This window comes from Allobosea sp. Root381 (genome assembly GCF_001429395.1).
Lineage (GTDB): Bacteria > Pseudomonadota > Alphaproteobacteria > Rhizobiales > Beijerinckiaceae > Allobosea.
Map to the genome: position 1 here is coordinate 261,358 of NZ_LMJT01000001.1, position 23,682 is coordinate 285,039.

Sequence of the window (23,682 nt, forward strand, 5' to 3'; positions counted from 1 at the left end):
TACCGCATGTTCACCACCCGCCCTGAAATCCTCGGCACCTTCGGTGTCTGTACGTCGACGCACTGGCTCGCCACGGCGACCGGCATGGCCATGCTGGAAAAGGGCGGCAACGCCTTCGACGCCTGCGCGGCGGCAGCCTTCGTCCTGCAGGTCGTCGAGCCCCATCTCGTCGGCCCGGCCGGCGAGATGCCGGCGGTGTTCTATTCGGCGGAAACCAAGAAGGTCGAAGTGATCTGCGGCCAGGGCGTCCTGCCGCAGGCCGCGACCATCGAGGCCTACAAGGCGCTGGGGCTCGATCTCGTGCCCGGTTCGGGCCCGCTCTCGGCGGTGGTGCCGGGTGCCTTCGGCGGCTGGATGACGCTGCTGCGCGACCATGGCAGCCTGCCGCTGCGCGAGATCCTCGAGCCGGCGATCGGCTATTTCGAGAACGGCCATCCGATGCTGCCGCGCGTCTCGGACACGATCGCCGGGCTGACCGACCTGTTCACCAATGAATGGCCGACCTCCGGCGCGGTCTACCTGCCGGGCGGGCAGGTCCCTCAGGCCAAGGCGCTGTTCCGCAACCAGGCCGCGGCCGACACCTACAAGCGCATCCTGAACGAGTCCGAAGCCGCCGGCGGCAGCCGCGAGAAGCAGATCCAGGCGGCCTATGATTCCTGGTACAAGGGCTTTGTCGCAGAGGCGATCGACTCGTTCTGCCGCACGACCGAGGTGATCGACTCCTCCGGGCGCCGGCACAAGGGCCTGCTGACCGCCGACGACATGGCGCGCTGGCAGCCGAGCTACGAGACCCCGGCGAGCGTGACCTATCACGGCTGGGAGGTCTTCAAGATCGGCCCCTGGGGCCAGGGACCGGTCTTCCTGCAGACGCTGAAGATCCTCGAGGGTATCGACATCGCCGGAATGGGCCCCGATAGCGCGGCCTTCGTCCACCATGTCGCCGAGGCCATGAAGCTCGCCTTCGCCGACCGCGAGGCCTATTACGGCGACCCCGATTTCGTGAAGGTGCCGCTGGCGACGCTGCTCTCCGAGGAGTACGCCCGCGGGCGTCGCAGCCTGATCACCGACAAGGCCTCGCAGGAATTGCGGCCGGGCGTGATCCCGGGTTTCGAGGACCAGGTCGCGCGCGCCATGGCCGGCGTGCGCATCGCCGGCCACTCCGCCGCCGGCGGCGCCACGGTCGGCGAGCCCACCATGGCCTCGATGGTCGCGGCCGGGCGGCGCGGCGACACGGTGCATATCGACGTCATCGACAAATGGGGCAACATGATCGCCGCGACCCCGTCGGGCGGCTGGCTGCAATCCAACCCGGTGATCCCCGAACTCGGCTTCCCGCTGAACTCGCGAGCGCAGGCCTGCCTGCTCGAAGAGGGGCTGCCCTCGTCGCTGGCGCCGTTCAGGCGGCCGCGCACCACGCTGACGCCTTCGCTCGCCTTCGAAAACGGCGAGCCGCGCCTCGTCTTCGGCACGCCCGGCGGCGACCAGCAGGAGCAGTGGCAGCTCGGGCTGTTCCTGCGGCGCGTCCATCACGGGCTCAACCTGCAGGAGGCGATCGACCTGCCGCTGTTCCACACCCAGCATTTTCCCTCGACCTTCTATCCGCGCGAGGCGAAGCCGGGCCATCTGGCGGTGGAGGAGAGCATCGGGGAGGCCGTTCTCGCCGACCTCGTCGCACGTGGACATAAGCTCGAACGCGCCCCGGCCTGGACGATCGGGCGCCTCACGGCCGCGGAGACGAGCCGCGACGGGCTCTTGCGCGCCGCGGCGACGCCGCGTCTGATGCAGGCCTATGCAGCCGGCCGCTGAGAGATCGAGCTCATGACCTGGTCCATCGTCGCGCGCGACGCCGCCACTGGCGCCTATGGCGTCGCCGTTTCGACCTGCGCCTTCGCCGTCGGCTCGCGCGTGCCCTATGGCGGCGGCCGGATCGGTGCCATCGCCACCCAGGCCTTCGTCAACCCGCTCTACGGCATCGACGGCTACCGGCTGCTGCAGGAGGGCCGTTCGGCGGTCGAAATCGTCGCGACGCTGGTCGCGGCGGATGAAGGCCGGGCGCATCGCCAGTTGCATGTCATCGATCGCGAGGGCCGCATCGCCGCCTTTACCGGCGCGGCCTGCATCGACTGGGCCGGTGCCGTGGACGGGCCGCAGATCTCGGTCGCCGGCAACATGCTGGCCGGACCCGAGGTGATCGAGCAGACGCTGAAGGCCTATATCGCGGCGTCCGCGCTCGATTTCGACGAGCGCCTGCTGGTCGCGCTCGAGGCCGGCGAGAAGGCCGGCGGCGACAAGCGTGGCCGGCAATCGGCGGCGATCCGCATCTGGGCCGGCGAGCCGGTGCCGAGCTTCGACATCCGCGTCGACGACCATGCCGACCCGCTGGCCGAAATGCGCCGGCTCTGGCGGGTGGCGCATCAACGCTATGTGCCGTTCCAGCAGGCCTCGCCGTCGCGCAGCCGCCCGGCGGGCGTCACGGACCGCGAGGAACTGGACCGGCTCTGCACGGACTACGCCGCCGCCTGGAATGCGAAGCATCCGGAATGACGGTCGGCGCCATGCTCGGGCTTGCCCCGAGCATCTCTGCATTCTGCGAACGCGTCGGGAGATGGCCGGGTCAAGCCCGGCCATGACGCGCGCCCCCGCTTTAGCCCAGCATGCCGCGCGCCGCGACCGGCAGTTCGCCGATCAGCTTGTCGCCACGGACGGTGACGAGGCGGTCGACCATGTTGACGACGACGCAGACATGGTTCGGCACCACGCGCACCACCTCCCCGACGACCGGGCGATCATTGCTCGCGGAAAGGTCGAGGAAGCCATGCTCTTCGGCGAACTGCGCGATCCGGGCCGCCGGATATTCCAGGATGTAGCCGTGCCCGTCGAGATTGCCCTTGTCGCTGGTCAGCGTCTTCGACCCTGAGTCGAGGATGCCGCGCTCGGCCCCTGCCCGGCTGACCACGGTCGCGTAGACCGTCAGCGCGCAGTCGTCGAGCGAAGCGACACCGGCCGCCACCTGCATGCGGTCGTTGAAGATCGAGGTGCCCGAGCGATGCTCGGTGGCGCCCTTGAGCTTGCCCATGTTCGGGATGTTCGGCGAGCCGCCGGTGGAGACGATGCCGGCTTCGAGTCCGGCATCGCGCAATCCGGCATTGGCGGTGTCGAGGAAGATCTGCGTGCGCTCCCAGCCATCCTCGGGCGGGTACATCAGGAAACCGGCGAAGCGCAGGCCCTTCGAGCCGGCGATCTGCTTGGCCAGTTCGACCGCCTCGCCCGGCGTCTCGACGCCGGCACGCTTGCGGCCGGTGTCGCATTCGACGACGACCTCGAGGTCACGCCCGGCGATCTCGGCCGCCTGCGGCAAGCCGGCGATGGTGACGGGGTTGTCGGCGGCGACGATCATCCGGACCCGGCGCTGGAGCGCACCCAGCCGGCCGAGTTTCTGCTCGCCCAGGATGTTGTAGCTGATCAGGATGTCGTCGATGCCGCCATCGGCCATGACCTCGGCCTCGCCGAGCTTCTGGCAGGTGATGCCGCGCGCACCGGCCTCGACCTGGAGCCGGGCGAGTTCGGGCGATTTATGCGTCTTGATATGCGGGCGGTTGGCGACGCCGGCGGCGTCGCAGGCCGCCTGCAGGCGGGCGATGTTGGCGTCGACCTTGTCGAGGTCGATGACCACGGCCGGCGTGCCGTAGACGCGGGCGATCTCGGCCTTCAGCGCGTCATAGCCTGAAGCGGTCATGGCAGCACCCGGACGATGGCTTCGATCTCGACCGTCATGTTGTTCGGAAGCGAGCCCATGCCGACGGCGGAACGGGCATGGCGACCGTTCTCGCCGAGCACGGCGACGAACAGGTCCGAGCAGCCATTGATGACCTTGGGCTGGTCGGCGAAATCCGGCGCGCCGTTGACCATGCCGAGCAGCTTGACGACCTCGACCTTGTCGAGCGAGCCCGCCGCCTTCTTCATCGCCGCGAGCAGACCGAGGCCGGTCTGCCGCGCATGGCCATAGGCCTCCTCGATGGTCACGTCCGTGCCGACCTTGCCGGTCGGGTAGGTTCCGTCCGCCCGCTTCGGCCCCTGGCCGGAGAGGTAGACGATGTCCCCAACCCGCTTGAAGCTGACATAGGTGGCCACCGGCGACGGCACTTCCGGCAGCGTCAAGCCCAATTCCTGCAGCCTGTCTTCGGCACTCATCTCGTCGTCTCCTCAGTCATATTGCCGACGCCGGCAGCGTCAGCCATTCACCGTCGATCTTGCAAATCGCGACGCATATAGCGCGCCGCATCGTCATAGCTCGCGAGCTTGGCCGCAAGCGCGGGATCGTCCACCAGGCGGAACCGGTGCCGGAGCCAGAATTCGGCCGAGTCGTTGACCGCGACAAGGGCGAGCCCGGTGCAGCCGGCCTGCCGGGCAAGACCTGCGACCTGCGCGATGATCCGCCCTGCGGCGCCGCTGCCCCTGGCTTCGGGCAGCAGCGCGAGATCGTGGATGTACCAGTTGCCCGTGCCGGCCGGAATCCCCCCGAGCAGCGCATTCAGGGCCGGCACGGCGCCCGCCGGCCAAGGATGGCTGACGAGGTAGCCGAGCAACAGTCCCTCCTCGTCGACGAGCACATGGCAGCCCTCAGGCGCCAGCGCCAGCCGCTCGGCGAAGACCGCCTCGTCCTCCGGATAGGCGGGGTGGACGAGCCCTGCGACCGCCAGGACGGCGTGCAGGTCGACGGCGGTCATCGGGCGCCAGGTCGTTTCAGACATGCGGGGCCTGGTTCGTGCAAAAGATGCGGCGTCATTCTCGGGTGGAGCGCAGCGCAGACCCGAGAATCTCTTGCGGGAGATGCCCGGGTCAAGCCCGAGCATGACGAGCGCATCCGTCAGGCCGCGACCTTCCTGAACTTGTTGCTCCGCTTGGGATGCCACCAGGCGCCCTTGAGCACGACGCCCTCGGAGACAATCTTCCTGTCGCCGGTCATATGCTCGCCGGTGACGTCGGCATAGTCGAACTTGCCTTCCTTCACCGTCAGGATGGTGGCGTCGCCGAGCGAGCCGACCTTGAGCGAGCCGTATTCGGGACGCTTCAGCGCCATCGCGGCATTCACCGTCGAGGCCGCGATCACGTTGTTCAAGCTCATCCCCATGAGCAGGAACTTCGACATCGTGGTGACCTGGTCATAGGCCGGCCCGTCGATGCAGAGCTTGTGGACGTCGGACGAGATCACGTCCGGCTCGAAGCCATTGGCGAGCATGGCGCGGGTGGTCTTGAACGAGAACGAGCCCTTGCCATGGCCGATGTCGAAGATGACGCCGCGCTTGCGGGCGGCCTGAACCTCCGGCTTCACCGTGCCCTGCGCGGTGCAGGGCGCGTTTGGGAAGGGGCGGAAGGCGTGGGTGAGGACATCGCCGGGCCGCAGCATGTTCACCACCTCCTCATAGGATGGCGGCGGATGGTCGATATGGCACATCAGCGGCATGCCGACCTCGTTGGCGACCTGCAGCGCGATGTTCAGCGGCACGGTGCCGGAATTTCCCGAGGCGTGCAGGCCGACGCGGACCTTGATGCCGACGATGTAGTCGCGATTCTCGTCGGCGACCTTGACCGCGTCGATCGGGTTCATCATCCGCAGGTCGCCGCTCTCGCCGACCATGACGCGGTGGTCGAAGCCGTAGATGCCGGCATGCGAGACATGGAGATAGGCGAGGATGCGGGCCTGGCTCTTCTCGATGACGTGCTTGCGGAAGCCCGGCCAGTTGCCCGGCCCGGCCGAACCGGTGTCGACCGAGGTGGTGACGCCCGAGACGCGGCAGAACTCGTCGGCATCGATGCCGAGCGACGTTCCGCCCCAATAGACATGGGTGTGCAGGTCGATCAGGCCGGGGGAGACGATGTAGCCGGAGACGTCGCGGACTTCCTTGGCGCCCTTCAGGTCCTTGCCGAAGCCGGACACCTTGCCGTCGGTGAAGGCGACGTCGGCGACGCCATCGTGCTTCTGCGACGGGTCGATGACACGCCCGCCTTTCAGGATGAGATCATGTGTCATTGAGCTTCCTCGCCCGCCGTTTTGATTTCAGAACAAGACGCCGTCATTCCGGGCGCAGCGAAGCCGCGCCGATCCGGAATGACGGATCAAGAGGTTGAACGTTCACACCGGCGCCATCGCGCCCTTGCGCTCGATGATCGGGCCGTAGGTCTGCGGCTCGCGGTGCTTGGCGAAGTTGAAGGTGGTGGTCTTGTAGCTCCGCCCGAGATCCATGTCGCAGCGGGCCAGCACCAGCTCGTCACCCTCGGTCACGGCCTGGGCGACCACCTCCCCGTTCGGCGCGATGATGCAGGAGCCGCCGATCTGGTCGACGCCGGCCTCCGGCCCCGCCTTGGCGACACCGACGACCCAGCTGGCGTTCTGATAGGCGCCGGCCTGCATCACGAGCTGATTGTGGAAGTTGCCGAGCCGGTCATGATCCGGGGCGGACGGATTGTGCTTGGGCGTGTTGTAGCCAAGCACGATCAGCTCGACGTCCTGCAAGCCCATGACGCGGTAGCTCTCGGGCCAGCGGCGATCGTTGCAGATCATCATGCCGATATTGGCGTCCATCGTGCGCCAGACCGGCCAGCTCAGATTGCCGGTCTCGAAATAGCGCTTCTCGAGGTTCTGAAACGGTGCCTCGGGGCGGTGTTCGGGATGGCCGGGAAGATGGATCTTGCGGTATTTGCCGACGATCTGGCCGGCCTTGTCGACCAGGATCGCGGTGTTGAAGCGGCGCTTGTGGCCTTCCTCATGGCTGAGCTCGCAATAGCCGAGATGGAAACCGACGCCGAGGCGCTTCGCCTCGTCGAAGAGCGGCGCGGTTTCGTTCGAGGGCATGGCGCTCTCGAAATGGCTGTCGAGCTCCGCCTCGTCGTCGATCCACCAATGCGGGAAGAAGGCGGTCAGTGCCGCCTCCGGATAGACGACGAGATCGGCACCGCCGGCCTTGGCCTGCCGCATCAGCTCGATCATGCGGGCAACCGCGGAGGCCCTGCTCTCGTCGCGCTGGATCGGGCCGAGCTGGGCTGCGGCGATGGTCAGGATACGGCTCACCGGAAAATCTCCATGGCGGGCGCCTTGCACAGACCCCGGGCCGGAGCGGCTGAAACGTCAGGCATGGGCGAATGCTCGGCTGGGCATTGCCTCGGCGTCAAGCGCCTGCGGCAACAGGGATGGTCTGCTCCGGGCGCAGAAGCGCGCCCGGAGGTTTCGACGAGGATCGTCGTCAGAGCGCCTTCGCCAGGCGCGGATCGAGGGAGTCGCGCAGGCCGTCGCCGAGGAGGTTCACCGCGAGCACGGTGATCGAGAGGAAGATCGCCGGGAACAGGATGATATGCGGCCTGATCTGCCAGAGCGCCCTGCCCTCGGCCATGATGTTGCCCCAGGAGGGCGTCGCCGGCGGCACGCCCGCGCCGATGAAGGACAGGATCGCCTCGACGATCATGGCGCTGGCGCAGATATAGGTTGCCTGGACGCTCATCGGCGCGAAGGTGTTGGGCAGGATATGCCGGAAGATGATGCGCGGGACCCGCGCACCATTGGCGACCGCCGCCTCGACATAGGGCTGCTCGCGCAACGACAGCACCACGCCGCGCACGAGGCGCGCCACGCGCGGGATCTCGGCGATGGTGATGGCGATGATGACGTTGCCGACCGAGCCGCGCGTCAGCGCCATCAGCGCGATGGCGAGCAGGATCGGCGGGATCGACATCATGCCATCGATGACCCGCATGACGATGCCGTCGGCCCAGCGCACGAAGCCGGCGAAGAGCCCGATCGCGAGGCCGACGATCGAGGCCAGCACCGCCACGCTGAAGCCGACGACGAGCGAGACCCGCGCACCGTAGACGACGCGCGAATAGATGTCGCGGCCGAGCATATCGGTGCCGAACCAGTAGAGTTCGGACGGCACGCGCGTGCGCCGCGAGGTCGCGATGGCCGTCGGGTCGACGGTCCAGAGCAGCGGCGCGAAGATCGCGATCAGCGCCATGAGCACAAGCAGGAAACCGCCGATCGCGACGGAGGGGTGACGGCGCAGGTAGCGCCGGAAGCGGGCCGCGCGGCCAAGCACCGGGGCGACGCCGGGTTCAGGCGAGGCGGCCAGGCTGGCAGGCGCCGGAAGAGAGCTTTGCATCGTCAATAACGTATCCTCGGATCGACGAGGGTGTAGGTCAGATCGATGATCAGGTTCACCAGCACGTAGACCAGGCTGAACATCAGGACGACGCCCTGGATGACGGGATAGTCGCGCCGCAGGATGGCATCGACGGTGAGCCGGCCGAGGCCGGGAATGGCGAAGACGCTCTCGGTGACGACGGCGCCGCCGATCAGGAGCGCGATGCCGATGCCGACGATCGTGACGATCGGCACCGCGGCGTTCTTGAGCGCGTGGAGGAAGAGCATCTCGCGCTGCCCGACGCCCTTGGCCTGGGCGGTGCGGACATAGTCCTGCTGCAGCACCTCGAGCATGGTGGCGCGAGTGATGCGCGCGATCAGCGCGATATAGACCAGCCCCAGCGTGACCGAAGGCAGTATCAGGTTCCTGAACCAGGGCCAGACGCCCTGCGAGAGCGGCGTGTAGCCCTGCACCGGGACCCAGTCGAGCTTCAGCGCGAAGACATAGGCCAAGAGGTAGCCGACCACGAAGACCGGCACCGAGAAGCCGAAGACGGCGAAGGCCATGGCCCCGCGATCGATCCAGCTGCCGGCCTTCCAGGCGGCGAGGACGCCCATCGGGACGGCGATCGTGACCGAGAAGATCAGCGTCAGCACCATCAGCGACAGCGTCGGCTCGATGCGCTGGGCGATGAGCTGCGTCACCGGCAGAGAGGTGAAGATCGAGGTGCCGAGGTCACCCTGCAGCACGCGGAAGGACCATTCGGCGAAGCGCACCAGATAGGGCCTGTCCAGGCCGAGATTCGCGCGGATTCGCTCGACATCGGCAGGCGAGGCCTGGTCACCGGCGATGATCGCGGCCGGATCGCCCGGCGCGATATAGAGCAGGGAAAAGACGAAGAGTGCGACGAATGCCATCACGGGAATTGTCGTGATGATGCGTCTGACGACAAAGGCTAGCATTGCGGAGTTCCGGCCATTTTTCGCTCAATCCGGTTTCGGGCGGCGCCGCGACCCTTCTGGGTCGCGGCGGGCGATCGGGATAGCGGGACTGCGCCTTCCGAGCGGCGCGGTCCGGGTCGGCACGGGGGCGGCGCGCTCCCGTGCGCGTGGTGGCTTCAAGCCTTCGAGACGCCCCAGAGGACCGGGAATGGCCCGCTGGTCACGCCCGAGACGTTCTTCCGCCAGGCCTGGTAGCCGAGATAAAAGCCCGTCGGCACGTAGACGACGTTCTCCACGGCAGCCTTGTTGAGGCGGCCCATCGCGGCCTTCTCCTCGGCCATGTCCTTGGCGTTGAACCAGTTGGTGACCTCGGTCTCGACGGCCGGCACGTCCGGCCAGCCGAACCAGGCCTTCTCGCCATTGGCGCGCACGGCGGTGTAGGAGGACGGGTTCACGCAGTCGGCGCCGGCATGCCAGGTGTGGAACATGCTCCAGCCACCCTGCCCCGGCGCCGTCTTCTGCGCGCGCCGGGCGCCGACGGTGCCCCAATCGGTCGCGACGAAGTCGACATTCATGCCGATGCTCTTGAGCAGCTCGGCCGTGACGTCGCCCATCGACTTGGTGGCCGCCATGTCCTGCGCCACGACGCAGGTGACGGGCTCGCCCTTGTAGCCGGCCTCGGCGAGGAGCTTCTTGGCGTCGGCGACGCTCTTCTTCTTCATGATCTCGCCGCCCTCCTCGGTGTAGAGGGGCGTGCCGGGCGTGAAGAAGGAGGCCATCGGCTTCCAGAGCTTGTCGTCGTCGCCGACGATGGCGCGCATGTAGTCTTCCTGGTTCAGCGCCGTCATCACCGCCTGGCGCACCTTCAGGTTGTTGAAGGGCGGGTGCAGGTGGTTCATGCGGAAGGCGCCGATATTGCCCAGCGGATCGCCGATATCGACGCTGATGTCCTTGTGGCTCTTGAGGATGGGCACGAGGTCCGCCAGCGGCGTCTCCCACCAGTCGACCTCGCCGTTCTGCAGCGCAGCGGCGGCCGTCGCGGCATCGGGCATGATGATCCACTCGACGCGGTCGAACAGCATGTTCTTGCCGCCTGCCAGCCAGTCCGCCTTCTCGGAACGGGGCTTGTAGTCGGCGAATTTCTCGAACACCGCCTTGGCGCCCGGCACCCATTCGTTGCGCACGAACTTCATCGGGCCGGAGCCGATATACTCGGTGATCTGCGTGAAGGGGTCGGTCTTGGCGATGCGCTCCGGCATGATGAAGGAGCAGGGCGCGTTGTTCTTGGCCAGCGCCAGCAGCATCTTCGGATAGGGCTGCTTCAGCGACCACTTCCAGGTGAGGTCGTCGACCGCCACGAGTTCGTTCTGGATGGCGCGGATCATCAAGCCCATCGGATCGCGCGCCGACCAGCGGATCAGGCTCTGCACGACGTCCTTCGACGTCACCGGCGCGCCATCATGGAATTTCAGGCCGGAGCGCAGCTTGAAGGTCCAGGTCAGGCCGTCGGCGGAAACCTCCTCGCTCTCGACCATCTGGCGCTGCGGCTGGAATTTCGAGTCGATGCCGTAGAGCGTGTCCCAGACCAGCAGGGCCGCATTGCGGACGACATATTGCGTCCCCCAGATCGGATCGAAATTGGCGAGGTTGGCCTGGGGCACGAAGCGCAGGGTCTTGGCGGATGCGCCCTGTGCCAGGGCGGGCATCGCGAGCCCCCCGGTCGCAGCCAAGGCACCGGCCCCCGCCGCGCTCTTCAGAAATGTCCTGCGGTCCATCGATTTCTCCCCTGAAACGGCAACCTCTATGCGGGCGACCTTGGCGCGAGTTTGGGCAGAAAAATCCGCCGTGACAACTCGTCAGACAACCGTCCGCACGCGCCGGACCACCTGCAGGGTTCGTGCCAAACGGAACCGATCGCCGCTTTTACCGCCGAAAGGGCTGCGGAAGGGGAGATCAGGGAGCGAAAAGAAAATTCTGCGATTTGTTACGCTGCAGCCAAGGTTCAGACGAGCGTGACAACCGTCATGCCATGTCGTGTCGAAAACCGGACCGCGCCGACACTGGCCGATCAAATGGGGACCGGTCGCATCGTCATGATAGAACCCCAGATAACGTAACGTCATCGAAGGAGACGCGGATGCGCGGTATTTGGGCGGCGATGGCAGCGGCCCTCGTCAGTTGCGCGGCGCAGGCTCAGGCGCCCGATACGCAGGAACCACGCCGCCAGCAAAAGCGGGCGAGTGCGGCGCCTACGGTTCAACAAGGCAGCGACGGTCCGCCGATTCCGTTCATCGACAGCCATGTCCATCTCAACGACGAGGCCATGCAGCTTGATCTGATGCGCCGCTTCGGGGCGACGCGCGCGGTCGTCTTCTGGGGCCGTGCCAGCGACAACAAGACGATCGCCGAGGCGGCCAGGCGACATCCCGATCTCTTCATCCCTTTTGCCTCGATCTCGCCTGAACGATCGATCTTCCGATCTGCTTGGACCACCGACGATCCGACCCTCCTAGCGCGTCTCGACGAATTGCTGGCGTCCGGCCTCTACAAGGGCATCGGCGAGATCTCGGCGGTGCACTTCCCCTCGCCCGGCCTGAACGAGACTGACTTCGATCCTCTCGGCCCGATGATGAGAGGTGTCCTGGCGCTGGCGCGCAAGCATCGTGTGCCGGTTCTCGTGCATATCGAGCTAACCCGGATGCGCGAGCTATCCAGCCTGCTCGACGCCTTTCCCGACGTGCCGGTAATCTGGGCACATGGCGGCTACACACCGCTGTTCCTGGCCCGGCGCATGCTCGAGCGCCATCCCAACCTGACCTATGAACTCAGCGCCCGAACCTGGCCGAGACATCCGCGGGCGCCGGACTACACCATCCTGCAGGACGGGCGCTCGATCTGGCCGGAGTGGCTTCAGCTGATCGAGGCCATGCCCCGGCGCTTCATCGTCGGCACCGATGCGAGCCACCGCTCGCAGGCCAGCGAGACGATGAAGTTCGAAAGCGTCCAGAACCTGCTGCGCCAGCTGAGTCCGGCGACACGCGAGCGCGTCGCGCACAGCAATCTGAGTGAGCTTATCGAGCCGCGCCGCTGATGCGAGCGAGCGTCAGACCGACCCCGCCGGCGCGTCGATGCGTGGAAATGGCCGCGCCGCTTCGAACGCCGCCGCCGCCCGCAGCACCAGCGCATCGCGGCCGAAGGCGCCGACCAACTGAAGTCCCGCCGGCAGGCCGGCGCCGGTCAGGCCGCAGGGCAGCGAGATCGCCGGCGCCTGGGTGAGGTTGAACGGGTAGGTGAAGGGCGTCCAGCGCGTCCAGTCGTCGCCATAGCCGCCATGGGCCGGCGTATTCGCGCCGACCGCGAAAGCCGGCAGCGGCAGGGTCGGCGTCAGCAGCAGGTCGAAGCGTGCATGAAATTGCGCCATCTTCTGCGCAAGTGCATTGCGCTGGTTCAGCAGCGCATCGACATAAGCAGCGCCCGTCACGCGCTCGCCTTGCCCGGCTACCGCGACGAGGCCCGGATCCATCCGCGCCCGCTCTGCCGGCGCGATCGTGCGCAGCGCAAGCGCCGCTCCGGCGGACCAGATCGTCATCAGCGGCTCGATCGGATCATCGAAACCCGGATCGACCTCCTCGACGCTGGCGCCGAGATCGCGGAAGACCATCGCCGCAGCCTGCGTCAGCGCGGCGATCTCGGGATCGACCAGGACATCGCCGCCGAGCTTCGGCGACCACGCGACCCGCAGCCCCTTCACGCCGCCCTTGAGCCCGTCGACATAATCTGGCGGCCGGCCGATCATCGCGGTCATGTCACGCGCATCGGGCTGGCCGATGACGTTCATGGCCAGCGCCGTATCGGCGACCGTGCGGGTCAGCGGGCCGAGATGGGCGAGGAAGCCCATCGTCGAGATCGGCCACGCCGGCACGCGGCCGTAGGTCGGCTTGAGGCCGACCACGCCGGTGAAGGCCGCGGGGATGCGCACCGAGCCGGCCCCATCCGTGCCGATATGGATGCAGCCGAGATTGAGGGCCGCGCAGGATGCCGCCCCGGCCGAGGAGCCGCCGGGCCCGGTCGCAATGTTCCAGGGATTGCGGGTGATGCCGGAGAGCGGCGAATCGCCGACGCCCTTCCAGCCATATTCAGGCATCGTCGTCTTGCCGAGGAAGACGGTGCCGGCCTCGCGCAGCCGCGCCGCGGCCGGCGCGTCATCCGGGAAGGGCGCGTTGGAGGCCACGGCCGAGCCGCGGTGCATCGGCCAGCCGGCGACGCCGATATTGTCCTTGATGGTGACCGGCACGCCGTCGAGCGGGCCGAGCGGCTCGCCCTTCAGCCAGCGTGTCTGCGAGGCCTCGGCCATGGCGAGCGTGACCTCTGCATCGCGCAGGACGAAGGCGTTGATGCTAGGCTCGAAGCGCTCGATCCGCTCGAGCGCGTCCTGCGCGACCTCGACGGGCGACAATTCGCGGCTGGCGAAGAGCGGGCCGAGCTCGGCGGCCGAAAGCGATGCGATGTCGGTCATGGGCTAGCCTGTTTTCAAGGGGCGGATTGCCGAAGCGTCGGCGACGTCATCACGCATTCGCGACGCGCCAAGCCGCACTGAGCAGGACGTTCGCGCCCGCCGCCATGTCCTCGTCGGTGCTGAACTCGGCCGGATTGTGCGAGAGGCCGCCGATCGAGGGAATGAAGACCATCGCGGTCGGGCAGAGCCGCGACATCATCTGAGCGTCGTGGCCGGCCCCCGATATCATGCGGCGGGCGGACAGGCCGAGTTCGGCGGCGCTTTGCTCGACGGTCGCGATCAGCTCCTCCGCAAAGGGCGTGGCCGGGAAGCGGGCGAGATCGCGGAAGCCGATCTCGATGCCGTCGCGGGCCGAAAGCTCGGCGCAGAAGGTCCGGATCGCGGCCTCCGCCTCCGCCAGCAGGGCATCGTCCGGATTGCGCAGGTCGAGCGTCATGACGACGGTCTCGGGCACGACGTTGACGTTGGCCGGCTGCACGCGGATCACGCCGGAATTGGCGAGCTGACCGGGGATCGTCCTGGTCACCTCGTTGGCGAAGATGTTGATGCGCGCGGCCGCCAGGCCCGGGTCCTTGCGATAGGCCATCGGCGTCGTGCCGGCATGGCTCGGGCGGCCCTTGAGCGTCAGCTCCAGCCAGCAGATGCCCTGAATGCCGGTGACCGCGCCAAGGCCACCGCCTTCATTCTCCAGCACCGGCCCCTGCTCGATATGCAGTTCGAGATAGGCATGCGCCGGCAGGAAGCCCGGCTCCTCGGCGCCCTCATAGCCGATGCGCCGCAGTTCCGCGCCGAGCGCGGCGCCCTCCGCATCCAGCTCGGCATGCGCCGCCGCGACGCTCATGCCACCAGCCCAGACATAGGAGCCGAGCATGTCGGGATGGAAGCGCGCGCCCTCCTCGTTGGTGAAGGCGATCACGGCCATGTCGCGCTTCGGCGTCACGCCGGCATCGCGCAGCGTCGCCAGCACCTCGACCCCGGCGACCACGCCGAGCGCCCCGTCGAACCGGCCGCCCGTCCCGACGGTGTCGATATGCGAGCCCATGATCACGGCCGGGCCGTCCTCGCGGCCCTTGAGGATGCCGACGATATTGCCGATCGCATCGATCTTTACATCGAGGCCGAGCGCCTTCATCTCGGCGACCAGCCAGTCGCGCCCCTGCCGGTCCTCGTCTGTCAAGGCGAGCCGTCGGCAACCGCCTTCGGGAGTAGCGCCGATCACCGAGAGTGCTGTCAGGCGCGACACCAGTCGCCCGCCATCGATTCTCAGATTGCTGCTCATCGGTTGTCACTCCCAGGCCTGCAGGTCGCAGCTGGGCGCAGGCAAGATACAAGCCGCACGCCCTGTCGCGACCATCTTCCATAGTCAACCGGGCGGGCCGCTGTCGATGGCCGCGCTGGCCGTGGGTGACCACGCCTGACGCACAGCGGCGGTGCGCCAGGGCAGATATGGTCATCGCTCTACGGCGACATCGCCAGCATCATGATCGCGGTGGGGAGCAGCGCCTGAGAAGCGGCCCGCCGTGTTCGGTCAGAACTCTTCCCAGCCAGCGTCGCTGGCGCGGCTGTTCGCGACCTTCTTCATGGGGGCAGGCGTGCGATGGCGCGGCTCGGCGGTCTGATGCCGGGGCTCGGCTTCCCTCGGGACATGTGTCCTGGTCTGCGCGAAAGCGGATTCGGCGAGCCTGCGCAGGCGCTCCGGCTCGGAGTTCGCCGCGCCCTGCTCCTGTCCGGTCCTGAATGCCGCGACGAGGTCGTTGAGCTGGCCGATGCGGGAGGAGAGCGAGGCGGCCGANCCGACTGCCTGCCCTGCACGAAGGCGGCCTCGGCGAGCTTGCGCAGGCGGTCCGGCTCGGAGTTCGCCGCGCCCTGCTCCTGTCCGGTCCTGAATGCCGCGACGAGGTCGTTGAGCTGGCCGATGCGGGAGGAGAGCGAGGCGGCCGACGCCGCGCTCTGCTCGGACAGCGCCGCGTTCTGCTGCGTCATCTCGTCGAGATGCGCCACCGCCTGGCTCATCTCGTCGATGCCGTTGGCCTGCTCGCCGGCCGCCGCCGAGATGTCGGCGATGGTGGCTGCGACCTTGCGCGAATGCGACAGGATCTGGTCGAGCTGCTCGCCGGCCTGGCGCACCAGCTTGACCCCCTCGCCGACCTCCATGTTGGAGGACGAGATCAGCCCGGAGATGTCCTTGGCGGCGGCGCTGGAGCGCTGCGCCAGGGTGCGCACCTCGGAGGCCACGACCGCAAAGCCCTTGCCGGCATCGCCGGCACGGGCCGCTTCCACCGCCGCGTTCAGCGCCAGCAGGTTGGTCTGGAAGGCGATGTCGTCGATCACCCGGATGATGTCGGAGATTTTTGTCGAGGCGCTCTCGATGCGCGCCTTCGCCTCGACCGCCTGGCCAGCGATCTGCCCGCCCGACTGCGCCGCCTGCATCGCATCGTCGGCGATGGAGGCGGCCTCCTTCGAGGCCTGGGCCGAGGCCTTGACCGAGGCTGCGAGCTCCTCGGTGGTTGCGGCGGTCTCTTCCAGGCTCGAAGCCTGCTCCTCGGTGCGCTTCGAGAGGTCGTCGGCACCCATGTTAATTTCGCGGGCGGCGAGCCCGACATCGGCCGAGGTCACCTGGATCGTGCGCACCGTCGAGGACAGCCGGTCGACCGTCGCATTGAAATCATCGCGCAGCTTGACGTAATCGGCCGGCAGATCGGCCGCGATGCGATGCGTCAGGTTGCCCTGCGACAGCTCGGCCAGACCCGCGGCAAGCGCGCTGACGACCTTTTCGAGTTCCTGCGCCTGCTGGAGCCGCTGCTGGGCGGAGAGTTGGCGCTGCTCCTCGGTCGAACGGCGCGTTTCGTCCATCAGGCTGGCCTGGGACGCCGCTTCGACCTCAAGACGCTCCTTCTCCATCGCGGCGCTGCGCAGCACGTCCACCGCTCCTGCCATGTCAGCGAACTCGCCGCTGCGGAAAGTCGGAACGACAGAGGCGAGATCACCTGCGGCCAAGCGCTCCATCGCGCCCTTGAGGCTGGCGAGCGGCTTCATCATCCGGCCCACGAGCAGGAACAGCGCCACGCCGGCGACAGCGGCAATCAAGACGCCGGCAATGACGTTGCCGGTGATCATCTCGCTGATGACCGCCAGGAAATCCTGCTGCTTGATGCCGACATAGAGCACGCCGATCACAGTGTTGTCGGATTTCTGGATGATCGGCTCGTAGATCGTGAAATAGGGCGTACCGAGAATGTCGGCGGCGCCGGAATAGGTGGCGCGCTGCCTGAAGACAGCGTCATAGGCCGCACCCGGCGCCAGTTTCGTGCCGACAGCGCGCGAACCGTCCGGCTTCTGCACGTTGGTGGCGACGCGGACGTCGCCCATGAAGATCGTGGCCGTGCTGCCGGCCAGCGTCTTGACCTTGTCGACGGCGGCGAAATTGCCATTCACCAGCTCGTTGCCGAAGAACAGCTTGTCGCCCTCGAGCCTCGGCTCGCCCTTGGTCATGAGCAGGTCCCGGAGAAGGTTGATGTTCACCGAGAGACTGACCTGGGCGCGCTCGCGCATGGCCTTCTCGGCCGCCTGCAGCGAAACAAGAACCGACGCGGCAACGGCAAGGCCAACAAAGAAAACACCGACAATAGCGAGGCGGGTCGCGATCGGCAGGCGGACAGACAGAAGCTTTTTCATGAGCGGCCCAGTTTGAAAGTGGTGCCGGCCTGAAAATCGAACCCTTCCAACAGATTTTCAATCTTGTCGAAAGCGATGCCGGTCTTTTGAAATTTTCTTGCGGAGGGCTGCGTCCCTGCGAAACGCAACATAGGCATCGGCTAGTCTCGTCTGTTCGTGATCTGGACGGAAATCCGCTACTCCAACCTTGCGGCACCCACGCATATTCAAACTAGACTTAATCAAATGCGTGAAGAATAACTTAAACTATGGAAGTCTGTCGCAAGACTGGCTTGCGGGACGTGCCTGAATCCCAAGCGAAACGCCCTGTCGTCCTGAACCGCCGGTGCGGGCAGGCGCATTGTTGCCGTTATACAACAGCCACACCCCGCCACACTTTCGCCACATCGTATTCACCCCGCGGCCATGTCATCCGCCTTGAACGGTGTCATGCGTTCTCTATGGAACGCAAAGACCATTGCGCCGTTGATCCTCGGTTTTCGCAAGACCAATAAGGCAGAGCCCAACTCCATGTCCGCCGTGATGCCCGCCGCCGCCTTCGCCGTTTCTTTCTTCGACCGCCCGCTGAAGCGCGTGGCGGCCCTGCTGATGCCCCTGCTGCTGGCAGCCTGCGTCGGTGCCCAGCAGCAGCCCATCGAAACGGTGAGCGCGGGCCCGCATATCAGCGCCCAGTATCTGGCGATGTATGGCGAGCGCCCGAACGAGGAATTCCCCCTCCCCGCGACCGATCTCACGGAGGTCGATCCGCGCTATCTGCGCAAGGAGGTCTCCTATCCGACGCGCGAGCAGCCGGGCACGATCGTCGTCGATACGGATAACCGCTTCCTCTACCTCGTGCGCGAGAACGGCCGGGCGATCCGCTACGGCATCGGCGTCGGCAAGCAGGGCATGTCCTGGCGCGGGCGAGCGAGCGTCGGCCGCAAGGCCGCGTGGCCCCGCTGGACCCCGACCCAGGCCATGATCGCCCGCGACCCGGAGAAGAACGGCCCCTGGGCCGGCGGCATGCAGCCGGGCCTCGACAACCCGCTCGGCGCCCGCGCACTCTATCTCTATCAGGGCTCCCGCGACACGCTTTACCGCATCCACGGCACCAACGAGCCGTGGACGATCGGCCAGTCCGTTTCCAGCGGCTGCATCCGGATGTTCAACCAGGACATCATCGACCTGCACAGCCGCGTGCCCACCGGCAGCAATGTCGTGGTGCTGAACCGCGGGCAGCTGCTCGTGCCGGAACCCGGCGAGGTCTTCGACGAGTTCACCTCGGACGACGCCAGCATCTGACGCTGCGTCGGACGGTATGCTTCAGGACGATTGCGGGCTTCACCGGGTTACGGCACGGTGAGGCCCGCAGCCGTTTTGCGGGAGGCCGGAATCTGGTGTAGGCGGACGGCGCTGGTCGTGCATGCCGCCTTTCCGCGCCTTGCGGAAGCGCCAGCGAGCGGGGGGAAGGCAAGCCTATGCGCGTGACGATGATCGGTTCGGGCTATGTCGGCCTGGTCTCGGGTGCCTGCTTCGCCGATTTCGGCCATGTCGTGACCTGCGTCGATACGGACGCCGCCAAGATCGACGCGCTCAACCGCGGCGAGATCCCGATCTTCGAGCCCGGCCTCGACGACCTCGTCGCGACGAACGTACGCGAGGGCCGGCTGAGCTTCACGACCGAGCTTGCAGGCCCCGTCGGCGGTGCCGATGCCGTCTTCATCGCCGTCGGGACGCCGACGCGGCGCGGCGACGGCCATGCCGATCTCTCCTATGTCTATCAGGCGGCGCGCGACGTCGTGGCCAGGATCGACGGCTTTACCGCCATCGTCACGAAATCGACGGTACCGGTCGGCACCGGCGACGAGGTCGAGCGCATCATGCGCGAGGCGCGGCCGGAGGCCGACTTCGCCGTCGTCTCGAACCCCGAATTCCTTCGTGAAGGCGCCGCCATCGGCGATTTCAAGCGCCCGGACCGGATCGTCATCGGCACCGACGACGAGCGCGCCCGCGGCGTGATGGAGGAGCTCTACCGGCCGCTCTATCTCAACGCGGCACCCTTGCTTTTCACCTCGCGCCGCACCTCCGAGGTGATCAAATACGCCGCCAACGCCTATCTCGCGACCAAGATCACCTTCATCAACGAGATGGCCGATCTCTGCGAGGCGGTCGGCGCCAACGTCCAGGAGGTGGCGCGCGGGATCGGGCTCGACAACCGCATCGGCGCCAAGTTCCTGCATGCCGGGCCGGGCTTCGGCGGCTCCTGCTTCCCCAAGGATACGCTCGCGCTGATGAAGACGGCGCAGGACCTCGCCAGCCCGCTGCGCATCGTCGAGACGGTGGTGGCGGTCAACGACCAGCGCAAACGCGCCATGGCGCGCAAGGTGATCGCGGCCTGCGGCGGCAGCGTGCGCGGCAAGCGCATCGCCGTGCTCGGCCTCGCCTTCAAGCCGAACACCGACGACATGCGCGAGGCGCCGTCGCTGGCGATCATCGCTGCGCTGCAGGACGCCGGCGCCACGATCATCGCGCACGACCCCGAGAGCATGGAGCCGGCGAAGGCGCTGCTGCGCGACGTCGACTTCGCGCCGGATGCCTATTCCTGCATCGAAGGCGCCGACGCGCTCGTGATCGTCACCGAATGGAACGCCTACCGGGCGCTCGACCTCGACCGCGTCAAGGCCGCGCTGCGCCAGCCGGTCGTGGTCGACCTGCGCAACATCTACCGCTCGGAGGATATGCGCCGCCGCGGCTTCAATTACAGCAATGTCGGCAACGCCTGAGCATCGGTCCGAGGCCACGCTCGGCACGGTGGCGTGAGGCGTGACGCAGGGTCGCAATCGCCTTGATACGGTCACAGGGAGTCACCACCTCTTGAGCGGCGGCGCAACCGCGCCGTCCGACATGAGAGGAGATGACGATGACGCCGCAAGAACGCGACGTGATCGCCGGTATTTTCGACCGCCTTCGGCAGGCGGCCAACCAGCCCAGAGACCCCGAGGCTGAGAATTTCATCGCGGAGCGCCTGCGCGAGCAGCCCTACGCGCCCTATGCCATGGCACAGGCGGTCTATGTCCAGGAAACCGCGCTGACGAACCTGCAGGCGCAGGTCGAGGATTTGCAGGCGCAGCTGCGCGAATTGCAGAGCCGGCCGGCCGAAGCTCCGGCGCAGGCCGGCGGCTTCCTGTCCGGCATCTTCGGCGGCGGCCCCCAGCCGAACCAGCCGCGTCGCTCGGTCCCGTCCTTCCCCCAGCGCTCGCAGGAAGAACCCGCTTCGGCGCCTTCCTCGGCGTGGACCGGGCGCCAGGGCATGATGGCGGCAGCTCCCGGCGGCCAACCCGGACCCGATGGCCAGCCCGGCCCGGCTGGACGGCCGAGCCCGTGGTCGAACCAGGGCCAGCAGCAGGCCCCCGGCCGCGGCGGCTTCATGGCGACCGCGCTTACGACCGCGGCCGGCGTCGCAGGCGGCATGATGCTCGGCAGCGTGCTGACCAACGCCTTCGGCGGCGGCTCGGCCAAGGCCGGCGAAGCCGGTTCCGAGGCCAAGCCGGCGGAGACGGCGTCGCAGGACAGCGCCTCGCAGGATGCGGCGGCGAACGCGCAGCCGGCCGGTTATGACGACGGCTCCTCGAACGAGGCCAACTACCAGCAGGCCGCTCACGAGCCGGCGGACGACGGCTTCGACGACGGCTCGAGCTTCTTCGGCGGCGACGACGACAGCTGGGCCTGAGCCCTTGCCGGCCGCCTGTCGCGGCCCCTGAAACAAGGAACCCCGCCCGGCTCGCGCCGGGCGGGGTTTTTCATAGCTGACGCGAGAGGCGGAGTGGCGTCAGATTACCAGCACCCGCGCGCCGACGGGCACGCGTCCGTAGAGGTCCTTGACGTCGTCATTGGTCATGCGGATGCAGCCGGAGGAGACCGCCTGGCCGATGGTGTGCGGCTCGTTCGTGCCGTGGATGCGGTAGAGCGAGGAGCCGAGATAGAGCGCGCGCGCGCCCATCGGGTTCTCCGGCCCGCCCGGCATGAAGCGCGGCAGGTCGGGGCGGCGCTTGAGCATTTCTGGTGGCGGCGTCCAGGTCGGCCATTCGGCCTTGCGGCTCACCGTCTTCATCCCGGCCCAGGAGAAGCCCGGCCGGCCGACGCCGATGCCATAGCGCAGCGCCCGCCCCCCTGGCTGCACCAGGAAGAGATAGCGCTGCGGCGTGTCGATGATGATGGTGCCGGGTTTGTGCGGCCCGTCATAGGCGACCTCCTGCTTCTGGAAGCGCGGCGGGATGACGCGCTCGATGGGGCGCTCCATCTCGATCGGCTCGCCCAGCGCCGCGACGCGCCGGCCCGGCGCGGGCTGCCGCGCCGCCTGCTCGAAGGGGTCGGCCTCGTAACCCGCCGGAGCGCGCGTGCGCTGCCCATAGGCGGAATAGGCGCCGCCCGGCCGGTTATAGACCGCCCCGCCCCGGCCCTGCGGGCTCGGATCCCGCCCGGTCATCAGCATCTCGATGAAGCCGCCGCCATAATTGGGCCGCTGCCGGGAGGCGGCGACCATCGGGTCTGGCTGGGCTCCATAGCCGTAGCCCTGGCCATAACCCTGGGCGAGCGCCGGGCCGGATACGGCGGAGGCCGCCGACAACGCTAGCACCGAAACGAAGAGGACTGGACGCATGACGCAACTCTCTCAGGCATCGACTGGACGGCAACCCTGAGGAGCAGCCTTAAAACGAATGGTGAATCGTTGACTCTGGCGGGCCCTGAAAGCGGCTAACGCAGCGAATTCAGGCGATTAACCTTATCGGCGTCGAAACGGACAGGGTGAAGGAAGCGTTGCCGGCAAGCTGGCCTCAGCGCTTCCGCGCCCGCCTTCCGGCCCACCAGAGCGAGAGCAGCGTGCGCGAGCGTGCGACGTCGCAAAGCAGGATCACCGCGCCATAGACCAGCGCACCGAGGACGAGTTGCAAGGCGAGCTCCGGCACGGCCGCGAAGCGGGCTCGCAGCGGCCAGATCGCCGCTGCCATTGCCGCCACCGCGAGCAGGATCGCCCCCACATCGCGCAGCGGCGGCAGCACCGGAAGCGCGCGCAGCGCGGCGACGGCGGTGATGGCCAGGACGACGAGGAAGGCCGCGCTCTGCGCTTGAGCATAGGCGAGCGGGCCCGAGGTCAATGCGACGACGATGGCGAGGTTGACGCCGAAGCCGACGACCGCAGCGAGCGTGGTGACGATCGTGCGCTTCTCGATCAGGAAGGCCGGGTAGAGCGCGGCCTGGAAGATCGTGATCGCGAGGAAGCCCGGCAGCAGCGGCGCCATATAGGCCGAAAAGCTGCCCCGGAAACTCGGGGGCACCACCAGGCTGTCGAAGGCCGGCAGCACCAGCCAGAAGCCGGCCGCGACCGGCAGCGCCACGGCCAGCACGATCACCATATTGGCCGCGATGCGCTTCTGCGCGGCGCGCCGCCCGCGGGTTTCGTCGAGGCGGATGACCTGCCGCAGCAACACGATCTCCAGCATCGCCCCCAGCATGCCGAACAGGCGCAGCCCCAGATCGGAGGCGAGCGAGAAATAGCCGGCCTCGGCAAAGCCATGCGCGCCAGCCAGCAGCGAGCGGTTGAGCAGCGGAATCAGCGAGTAGATCGCGTTTCCGGCGACCAGGGGCAGTGCGTATTTCGCGAAGGTCCAGGTCAGCCCCGGGCGCGCCGCGGAGAACGAGAGCGGCGCATCGGCCAGCGTGCGGCGAACCGAAACCAGTGCGATCGCGACGCTGAGCAGCCCGCCGAGGAGCACCACCGTCGGATCGCGCGTCAGCCAGGCGCCGCCGACCATCAGGATCAGGGCCATCAGGTTCTTGACGATGATCAGCCGGGCATAGGCGGCATCGAGGAAGCGCGCCCTGGCGATGGCGCCGTGATAGTCGAACAGCCCGGCGCCGATGCCGGCAAGCACGGCGGCCGACAGCATCATCGCCGGCATGCGGAAATCGATGCCGGCGACGACCGCCGCCAGCAAGAGCGCGCACAGGCAGATGCTGACGCCGGCAACCAGCAGATCCAGGGTCGCGCGGATCTCGGGCTGCGTCTGCCGCGTCGTCAGCGAGTAGAAGCGCACCGCCGAAAGCCTGATCCAGTCGAGCAGCGCCGTGTTGACCAGCACGATGATCGCCGCGCCGATGGCATAGCGGCCGAACTCGGCCGGGCCGAGGAAGAAGGCGATCAGCAGGCCGAGGACGAAGTTCAGCCCGGCATTGACGATGAAGGGCAGCAGGACCGTCATCTCGTCTCTGTCATGTCGTCCGGTTCGCGACTCAGGGCTCGCGGCGCGAACCTGCCGTTACATGGCCTAGAGCATTTTCGAGCGAAGTGGGTATCGGTTCGCGTGAAGAAAATGCGCCAAAACAGATGGCTGGAGGGCTGTCCTGCCTTTTCCATGCGGAAGCGAGCGGCCCGCTGCGT

At 67.5% G+C, this 23,682-nt stretch carries 20 protein-coding genes; 6 read left to right on the top strand and 14 right to left on the bottom strand.

What is annotated here, in order from left to right; genetic code table 11:
* Positions 1-6 precede the first annotated feature (6 nt).
* Both ASE63_RS01255 and ASE63_RS01260 read left to right on the top strand, forming a co-directional pair.
* Entirely contained in the window at positions 7-1,806 is a 1,800-nt protein-coding gene (locus ASE63_RS01255; protein WP_056795282.1) for a gamma-glutamyltransferase family protein, read from the top strand.
* A 12-nt stretch (positions 1,807-1,818) separates the two neighbouring features.
* Positions 1,819-2,544 (top strand): DUF1028 domain-containing protein, encoded by a 726-nt coding sequence (locus ASE63_RS01260; RefSeq protein ID WP_056795285.1) that lies wholly within the window; start codon positions 1,819-1,821, stop codon positions 2,542-2,544.
* Between the two features lie 100 nt (positions 2,545-2,644).
* On the opposite strand, the gene ASE63_RS01265 is transcribed toward ASE63_RS01260, so the two are convergent.
* The 8 genes from ASE63_RS01265 to ASE63_RS01300 form a co-directional block, all read right to left on the bottom strand.
* Positions 2,645-3,736 carry an alanine racemase gene (locus ASE63_RS01265; protein ID WP_056795288.1) on the bottom strand — a complete coding sequence of 364 codons (1,092 nt, stop codon included), beginning with the start codon at positions 3,734-3,736 and terminating at the stop codon, positions 2,645-2,647.
* Positions 3,733-4,191, bottom strand: a complete 459-nt coding sequence (locus ASE63_RS01270; RefSeq protein ID WP_056795291.1) for a RidA family protein — start codon at positions 4,189-4,191, stop codon at positions 3,733-3,735. Before ASE63_RS01270 ends, ASE63_RS01265 begins: the two co-directional genes overlap by 4 nt.
* Positions 4,192-4,238: 47 nt before the next feature.
* A complete protein-coding gene (locus ASE63_RS01275) occupies positions 4,239-4,751 on the bottom strand; it encodes a GNAT family N-acetyltransferase (RefSeq protein ID WP_056795294.1) in 513 nt (170 codons plus the stop codon).
* Between the two features lie 116 nt (positions 4,752-4,867).
* Positions 4,868-6,031: an amidohydrolase/deacetylase family metallohydrolase gene (locus ASE63_RS01280; protein WP_056795296.1), complete on the bottom strand. Its 1,164-nt coding sequence runs from the start codon at positions 6,029-6,031 to the stop codon at positions 4,868-4,870.
* Positions 6,032-6,133: 102 nt separating this feature from the next.
* The gene (locus tag ASE63_RS01285; RefSeq protein ID WP_056795300.1) at positions 6,134-7,069 is read right to left on the bottom strand and encodes an N-carbamoyl-D-amino-acid hydrolase; all 936 of its coding nucleotides are present in this window, start codon (positions 7,067-7,069) and stop codon (positions 6,134-6,136) included.
* A 172-nt stretch (positions 7,070-7,241) separates the two neighbouring features.
* On the bottom strand, positions 7,242-8,150 hold the full coding sequence (locus ASE63_RS01290) for an ABC transporter permease (protein ID WP_056795301.1): 909 nt from the start codon (positions 8,148-8,150) through the stop codon (positions 7,242-7,244).
* 2 nt (positions 8,151-8,152) lie between these two features.
* Entirely contained in the window at positions 8,153-9,094 is a 942-nt protein-coding gene (locus ASE63_RS01295) for an ABC transporter permease (RefSeq protein ID WP_056795304.1), read from the bottom strand.
* 155 nt (positions 9,095-9,249) lie between these two features.
* Positions 9,250-10,848: an ABC transporter substrate-binding protein gene (locus ASE63_RS01300; protein ID WP_056795308.1), complete on the bottom strand. Its 1,599-nt coding sequence runs from the start codon at positions 10,846-10,848 to the stop codon at positions 9,250-9,252.
* A gap of 122 nt (positions 10,849-10,970) precedes the next feature.
* Between ASE63_RS01300 and ASE63_RS01305 the strand changes: the two genes are divergently transcribed.
* Positions 10,971-12,164 carry a TatD family hydrolase gene (locus ASE63_RS01305; protein WP_156410134.1) on the top strand — a complete coding sequence of 398 codons (1,194 nt, stop codon included), beginning with the start codon at positions 10,971-10,973 and terminating at the stop codon, positions 12,162-12,164.
* Between the two features lie 12 nt (positions 12,165-12,176).
* Here ASE63_RS01305 and ASE63_RS01310 read toward each other — a convergent pair whose 3' ends face one another.
* The 4 genes from ASE63_RS01310 to ASE63_RS27035 all read right to left on the bottom strand — a co-directional run bounded on the left by ASE63_RS01310 (position 12,177) and on the right by ASE63_RS27035 (position 17,401).
* Complete coding sequence (locus ASE63_RS01310; RefSeq protein ID WP_056795312.1) at positions 12,177-13,589, bottom strand: amidase; 1,413 nt, start codon at positions 13,587-13,589, stop codon at positions 12,177-12,179.
* Positions 13,590-13,638: 49 nt separating this feature from the next.
* Entirely contained in the window at positions 13,639-14,868 is a 1,230-nt protein-coding gene (locus tag ASE63_RS01315) for a M20 family metallo-hydrolase (protein ID WP_056795315.1), read from the bottom strand.
* Between the two features lie 249 nt (positions 14,869-15,117).
* Positions 15,118-15,381 (bottom strand): hypothetical protein (locus ASE63_RS27975; RefSeq protein WP_210169304.1); only part of this gene is annotated, 264 nt, incomplete at its 5' end.
* Positions 15,382-17,260: 1,879 nt separating this feature from the next.
* Complete coding sequence (locus ASE63_RS27035; RefSeq protein WP_156410135.1) at positions 17,261-17,401, bottom strand: hypothetical protein; 141 nt, start codon at positions 17,399-17,401, stop codon at positions 17,261-17,263.
* 373 nt (positions 17,402-17,774) lie between these two features.
* On the opposite strand from ASE63_RS27035, the gene ASE63_RS01325 reads away from it, so the two are divergent.
* The 3 genes from ASE63_RS01325 (at position 17,775) to ASE63_RS01335 (ending at position 20,973) form a co-directional block, all read left to right on the top strand.
* Positions 17,775-18,545, top strand: a complete 771-nt coding sequence (locus ASE63_RS01325; protein WP_056795321.1) for a L,D-transpeptidase — start codon at positions 17,775-17,777, stop codon at positions 18,543-18,545.
* Between the two features lie 176 nt (positions 18,546-18,721).
* Positions 18,722-20,026 carry a UDP-glucose/GDP-mannose dehydrogenase family protein gene (locus ASE63_RS01330; protein ID WP_056795323.1) on the top strand — a complete coding sequence of 435 codons (1,305 nt, stop codon included), beginning with the start codon at positions 18,722-18,724 and terminating at the stop codon, positions 20,024-20,026.
* Positions 20,027-20,163: 137 nt separating this feature from the next.
* Positions 20,164-20,973 (top strand): DUF2076 domain-containing protein, encoded by an 810-nt coding sequence (locus ASE63_RS01335; RefSeq protein ID WP_082609620.1) that lies wholly within the window; start codon positions 20,164-20,166, stop codon positions 20,971-20,973.
* Between the two features lie 99 nt (positions 20,974-21,072).
* Here ASE63_RS01335 and ASE63_RS01340 read toward each other — a convergent pair whose 3' ends face one another.
* Both ASE63_RS01340 and ASE63_RS01345 read right to left on the bottom strand, forming a co-directional pair.
* The gene (locus tag ASE63_RS01340; protein ID WP_056795329.1) at positions 21,073-21,903 is read right to left on the bottom strand and encodes a L,D-transpeptidase; all 831 of its coding nucleotides are present in this window, start codon (positions 21,901-21,903) and stop codon (positions 21,073-21,075) included.
* A 175-nt stretch (positions 21,904-22,078) separates the two neighbouring features.
* Positions 22,079-23,503: a hypothetical protein gene (locus ASE63_RS01345; RefSeq protein ID WP_056795332.1), complete on the bottom strand. Its 1,425-nt coding sequence runs from the start codon at positions 23,501-23,503 to the stop codon at positions 22,079-22,081.
* Between the last annotated feature and the right edge of the window lie 179 nt (positions 23,504-23,682).